At 44.2% G+C, this 6,198-nt stretch carries 6 protein-coding genes and 1 pseudogene; 3 read left to right on the forward strand and 4 right to left on the reverse strand.

The genetic code is table 11. The annotated features are described in order from the left end of the window. Positions 1-62 precede the first annotated feature (62 nt). The 3 genes from A3763_RS15100 to A3763_RS15110 are packed head-to-tail and all read left to right on the forward strand — an operon-like array spanning position 63 to position 3,328. Positions 63-1,265 carry an aspartate aminotransferase family protein gene (locus tag A3763_RS15100; RefSeq protein ID WP_231872212.1) on the forward strand — a complete coding sequence of 401 codons (1,203 nt, stop codon included), beginning with the start codon at positions 63-65 and terminating at the stop codon, positions 1,263-1,265. A 55-nt stretch (positions 1,266-1,320) separates the two neighbouring features. After that, positions 1,321-2,229 carry an ornithine carbamoyltransferase gene (argF, locus tag A3763_RS15105; RefSeq protein ID WP_068509298.1) on the forward strand — a complete coding sequence of 303 codons (909 nt, stop codon included), beginning with the start codon at positions 1,321-1,323 and terminating at the stop codon, positions 2,227-2,229. Positions 2,230-2,257: 28 nt separating this feature from the next. Then, positions 2,258-3,328, forward strand: a complete 1,071-nt coding sequence (locus A3763_RS15110; protein ID WP_231872213.1) for an ABC transporter ATP-binding protein — start codon at positions 2,258-2,260, stop codon at positions 3,326-3,328. 12 nt (positions 3,329-3,340) lie between these two features. Here the strand turns inward: A3763_RS15110 and A3763_RS15115 are convergent, their stop codons facing one another. The 4 genes and pseudogenes from A3763_RS15115 to A3763_RS15130 form a co-directional block, all read right to left on the reverse strand. Then, entirely contained in the window at positions 3,341-4,189 is an 849-nt protein-coding gene (locus tag A3763_RS15115; RefSeq protein WP_068509302.1) for an alpha/beta fold hydrolase, read from the reverse strand. A 116-nt stretch (positions 4,190-4,305) separates the two neighbouring features. Beyond that, positions 4,306-4,887: a chalcone isomerase family protein gene (locus A3763_RS15120; RefSeq protein WP_068509304.1), complete on the reverse strand. Its 582-nt coding sequence runs from the start codon at positions 4,885-4,887 to the stop codon at positions 4,306-4,308. Then, positions 4,880-5,605 (reverse strand): orotidine-5'-phosphate decarboxylase, encoded by a 726-nt coding sequence (pyrF, locus tag A3763_RS15125; protein ID WP_082865164.1) that lies wholly within the window; start codon positions 5,603-5,605, stop codon positions 4,880-4,882. The genes A3763_RS15120 and pyrF overlap by 8 nt, the downstream gene beginning before the upstream one ends. Positions 5,606-5,631: 26 nt before the next feature. Further along, positions 5,632-6,198: pseudogene (locus A3763_RS15130) on the reverse strand (hypothetical protein); the annotation flags it as partial.

The following is a 6,198-nucleotide window of genomic DNA, read 5'->3' on the forward strand; positions in this document are numbered from 1 at the left end:
CTAACATATTATCTTTATACAGGCAGCATTTAGCTGCCTTTTTGCGTTAATAAGAGACTGAAATGAACAACGATCAACCGCTGATGAGCACTTATGGCAGACTACCTGTTGCTTTTGAAAATGGTGACGGCGCCTGGCTATACGACACTGACGGAAACAAATACTTTGATACCTTTTTTGGTATAGCTGTTTGCGGCCTTGGCCATTCACACCCCGCAGTTACCAAAGCAATCAAAGATCAGGCCGGCCGCCTACTCCACTGTTCAAATCTTTATCACACGCCTTTACAAGTCAAACTTGCACAGACCTTATGCCAAATATCAGGTATGGAAAAAGTTTTCTTTTCCAACTCCGGTGCTGAAGCGAATGAAGCCGCTATTAAGCTAGCCAGAAAGTATGGGCATGACAAGGGTATACAGACTCCCACGATTATCGTCATGGATCAATCTTTCCACGGCAGGACTATGGCGACCTTGACCGCGACAGGAAACCGAAAAGCACAAGCGGGCTTCGAGCCTTTACTAGGCGGCTTTGTTAGAGCACCATTCAATGACGTTAAAGCTGTTGAAGCGATTGCCAAATCGAACCCTAATGTTGTCGCAATTCTAGTCGAGCCCATTCAAGGTGAAGGAGGTCTCTCAATCGCTGAGGACGGTTACCTAAAATCTTTGCGTCAGATCTGCGATGAGAATGACTGGCTATTGATGTTAGACGAAGTTCAAACAGGTAACGGCAGAACGGGTAATTATTTTGCTTATCAAGGGTATGATGTAACACCTGACGTTGTGACAACTGCAAAAGGCATCGCCAATGGCTACCCTATTGGTGCATGCATGGCAAAAGGCAGCGCAGCCGATGTTCTTACTCCCGGCACTCACGGTTCGACCTTCGGCGGAAACCCTCTTGGCTGTGCAGCTGCACTAGCGACAATCAATGAAATTACAAGCCATAAGCTTTGTGATAGAGCATCTGTTCTCGGAGAACGCATTCTTAAAGAACTTGAGAATGAACTTTTGGCAGCTAACTACGTTGCTGATATTCGCGGCAGGGGCTTAATGATCGGCATTGAACTGACCGAACCTTGCCTAGAGCTCGTTCCACTAGCCAAGGCAAAAGGCTTACTATTGAACGTCACTTCCGAAAAAGTGATTCGACTTCTACCGGCACTGAATATGAGTGACGACGAGTGTGAATTCTTAATTGACGCCGTCGTACAAATCATTCGCCTATATTCTGCCGACGATCGCAGCAGGCCCCGCTCTTAACTGGGCAGGAAACACTCTACCTCCACGATCAAATCGTTTATTTATTGAGAGACAAATGGCACTAAGACACTTCTTAACCTTAAATGACCTTTCCAGCCAAGAGCTTAAGCAAGTTATTGAGCGAGCTATCACACTTAAAACCGAGCATAAGCAAGGTAATATCTATGAGCCTCTCAAAAATCGCGTTTTAGCACTAATCTTCGAGAAGTCTTCTACCCGAACTCGTGTTTCTTTCGAGTCTGGCATGGCTCAATTTGGTGGTTCATCTCTATTTTTGTCTCCTCGGGATACGCAATTGGGTCGTGGAGAACCGGTTGAAGATAGTGCTAGGGTACTATCACGTATGGTTGATGCAATTACTATTCGAACCTTCGAACATGAGAAACTGGCATTATTTGCACGACACTCCTCGGTGCCAGTCATTAACGCCCTTACAGATGACTTCCACCCCTGCCAATTACTTGCCGATATGCAAACCTATCACGAACATAGAGGCTCAATCGAAGGCAAAAAAGTCGTATGGGTCGGTGATGGTAATAATATGTGCCATTCTTTCATTAACGCTGCAGCACTACTTAACTTCGAGTTGGTCATCTCATCACCCGTCGGCTACGACCCAAATAACGAGTTGCTCAAAAAGAATCAAAAACATGCTCATATTGTACGAAACCCAATTGCCGCCGTCAAAAATGCCGACTTAGTTGTAACTGATGTCTGGGCATCAATGGGGCAAGAAGAAGAGCAAAAAGAGCGCATCAACAAGTTTAAAGACTATCAAGTTAGCCCGGAACTAATGAGCGTAGCGAACTCTGATGCCCTATTCATGCATTGCCTGCCTGCACATCGTGGAGAAGAAATTAGTCACGACATGCTGGATCACCCCAGCTCAGTCGTTTGGGATGAAGCAGAAAATAGATTACATTCTCAAAAGGCACTTCTTGAGTTTTTATTGTGTAATGCTTAAGTAAACATAAGAAAGGATTTAGTAGCACGTGTCTTCACCAACAAAGATGAGCAATATACTCGAAGTTAACGATGTACAGTGCAACTATGAAAACCTAATCGTCATTAAAGACCTTTCTTTTAAGCTGGTCAGAGGTGATATAGCTTGTTTACTTGGGCCAAGTGGGTGTGGCAAAAGCACCATTCTCCGCGCTATCGCCGGCTTTGAGAATCTTGAAGCCGGCACAATCAATTTGAACGGCTTAACTATATCCAGTACCAACAAGGTACAAGCCCCCGAGAAAAGACGGATTGGCATGGTATTTCAAGACTATGCCCTCTTCCCCCACCTTAGCGTCAGCCAAAATATCGCTTTCGGCCTCACAGGCATTAAGGACAAAACCGAAAAGTCAGCTCATATTGAAAAGTTAATTCACTTAGTCGACCTAGATGGCTATCAAAACAGCTTTCCACATGAACTGTCTGGCGGGCAACAACAACGAGTAGCGCTAGCACGAGCTTTAGCGCCTGAACCCGAACTTATCCTACTAGATGAACCTTTTTCAAATCTTGATGCTGAGCTACGCAACCGTCTAAGCATTGATATCAGGAACATTCTTAAGACTTTAGGAATCAGTGCAATATTAGTGACTCATGATCAGAAAGAAGCATTCGCTATGTGTGACTATATTGGCGTTATTGATCAAGGAAAAGTTCAACAATGGGGAAAACCCTACGAGCTATATCACGAACCCGTAAATCCTTTTGTCGCTAGGTTTATTGGACACGGCACCTTTATCAAAGGTGAAACCTTAACACCCGATACCTTCTCAAGTGAGGTCGGTGTGATTCAAGGCAATCGTGCTTATAACTGGCCAGAAAAAACCAGGATTGAAATACTAATTCGTCCCGACGATGTAATTTATAAACCAGGAGCAAACCTGAATGCCGTCGTCAGCTCGAAAATTTTTGCAGGCACCTCAACCCAATACCAATTAAAGCTTGCCTCTGATACGGCTCTCGATGTCATCTTCCCTAGCCACCAGGATTTTAATATCGGAGAAACCATTAATATCGCAATCGACGCAGAGCACCTGATTGCATATGAAGTATCAACCTAAACTAAATTGGCTTTAGTTGGCGCTGCAATGCTGTGACTCCTCAGCAGTGCGCTCAAAAAACTCAGCGTAAGTCTCAAGTAGTTCAGGCTTCTCCCAATGCAAAAAGTGCCCCACCCCTTTGACTAGCTGAAACTCTCCATTCGCCAGCATTTTAGTAGCTTTACGCGTGTCAAAGAGGTCCATAATGGTATCGAACTGCCCCATAACAACTAGCACGGGAATCGCAATCGAGCTCAACTCAATATGCTGCTTAAGATCCCCCATCTGAGTAACCGACCGACTATGCTCATAAAATGATGCATACTGCTCCTCACTCATATCATTAAACTGGCTAATAATTTGGCGCTTTAAATGCTCAGGAATAAGTTGGCCAAACTTCTCTATCATCAATGGCGCAATTTCAGCGCCACGCCCCTGCTCAATATAAGACTGAACTTGATCTATAATTACCTGAAGGACTGAATTTGCACGCGTGCCAAAACTGCCAAGAACAGCCCGATTAAACAAATCCGGATAACGATCCAAATAAGAAGCCGCAACAATTGAGCCCCAAGAGCCGCCAACTAAATATCGACTAGAGTACTTTTGCGCATCAATTCTGACTAATAACTCATGCAAGGCATCCACTTGCTCTTCAAGCGATACCCCCATGCAACCGTAGTTAATTTTTGCACGCCCTTGCCCAGGCAAGTCAAATACCAGGATGCTGTATTCAGTTTGAAAACGAGAGACAAAACTGCGCCATGCAGACATGGTTTGTTTTGCACCGCCAATGCATACCATTAACTTATCTGAAGAGCCATATAGCCTATACGGAATTTCAAATCGTGAGACCTCAAGTTTCCCTGCGATTTTATTCACACAAGCCTCCTTCCACCTAATGTCACTGAGCGAGCAGTTAAGGGTGATAGAAATCAGAGCAGATAACAAGTTAATTGGGTAAGATTTGTGAAAGTATGCCTTAAAAGATCAAAATCTTAATTCAGGCCTTTAGTTAACATCGCCTGATCTACAACAGATTGCCCCCCTAACCAGATCGCACGTAAAGCACGAGAGAGGGCTGTATTCGAAAATGAGGAAACACGCACGTTATTGTAATAAAAACTCACCTTCCCCTCTGGCTTAAAGAATATTTTGAGAGAGTCTCCCTCTTTTACATCTGTATTGATACTGGACACCAGCTTAGTTATTTCTTGAGAAAGCGCCTGAAAGTCGTGATTTGAAAGATTTTTCTCAAGCCCTTCTGACAAAGCATTGTGAACCTTCTCTTTAGGCAAATCTCTTTCATAATTCAGAGTTAGAAGCTCTGCATAATTACTCTTGTTAGACTGGGAAACACTTCGGTAATAAGCGACATCATAGACATCAAAAAATAGGAATGACCGTTCCGCTTCTCCTATCAATACGAATGTATAGGTCTGCTGCATATGCGCTAGATAGCTTATTACGGGAAAACCCAAAGTGCTTGACGCTTCATGTTTCGATTCCGGCCCGGCAAAACTAAGCATAACAGGAACAAAACAGAACAAAGCTATCAAGCTTTTTGAAACCTTACCCAAGCGCCAGCTCCTTGGTTATCTTTGATAAGGCATCCATTGGGTCATCAGCTTGAGTAATTGGCCTACCTATCACCAAATAGTCTGAGCCAGCCTGAACAGCTTCATACGGTGTCATAATCCGCTTCTGATCCCCCACTGAAGCAAATGCAGGCCTTATTCCCGGGGTCACCAACTTAAAGTCAGCCCCTAAGTTAGCCTTTAACTCAGCTACCTCGTGTGAAGAACACACTACGCCATCCATTCCTACATCTCTACTGAGCTCGGCCAATCGATTTACCTGCTGTTGCGCTGACACCTCCAAACCAAGCTCATGAAGGTCTGCGTCTTGCATGCTAGTCAACACCGTAACAGCAATCAACAAGGGCTTTTTCTGATAGCTAGTTAACTTGGAAACGCAGGCTTCCATCATCTGCCGTCCACCAGATGCATGAACATTTACCATCCAGACACCAAGGTCTGCAGCCACAGCAACTGCATTAGCTGTCGTATTTGGAATATCGTGAAATTTTAGATCGAGAAACACCTCAAAACCAAGACCATGCAGGGACTCCAATATCTGAGGTCCACAACGTGTATATAGTTCCTTCCCGACCTTTACCCGGCAGTATGAGGGGTCTAGAGACTCAGCCATTTTTATTGCACTTGCCGAGTCAGGGTAATCAAGCGCAACTATTAGTGGTGATTTTTGTTCTACCGAAGACATGTCTGTACCTTGCATATAAATCCTTACAATTCCGAAATCGTTTAATTCACGACCTTTTTTTCATACTCTAATACCGGTTTAATCGTCTGCCAGCTCTTACAACTAGGACAATTCCAGTGCAGCTGCCCACCGTTAAATCCACACTGAGAACAGCGGTATTTCTCTTTCTTATCACTCTCACGGGATATAATTCTAATCAATTGGCGAGCCAACTTCGGGTGAATGTCATCAGACATGCCCTCCATACTAAATAAATAGTTTAATGCTCGAAGACTTGGCAAACTGGAAAGCTGGTCAAGCAGGAATTCAAATGCTTCATCCTTACGCCCCTGAGCTTCCATTGAAGCAACGACTGCCAACATCACTGGCATCTGCCCTGTATCTTCGTAAAGGTTTTTAAGATACGCCTGATGCTGATCAAAAGATTCTGTCTTGACGGTGCACTCTAACAAAAGAGGCAAAGCTAAAATGATGTCTTCAGGAGCTATTTCTGCAACTTGCTTTAAGAAACGAATAGCTTCTCCATACCTCTCATCCTGTTGAGCAAGCGCAGCCTGTCCAAGCAAAGCCCTGACACACAATTTATTAACTCCCAAAGCCTGCTTAAA

This window comes from Oleiphilus sp. HI0128 (assembly GCF_001635365.1).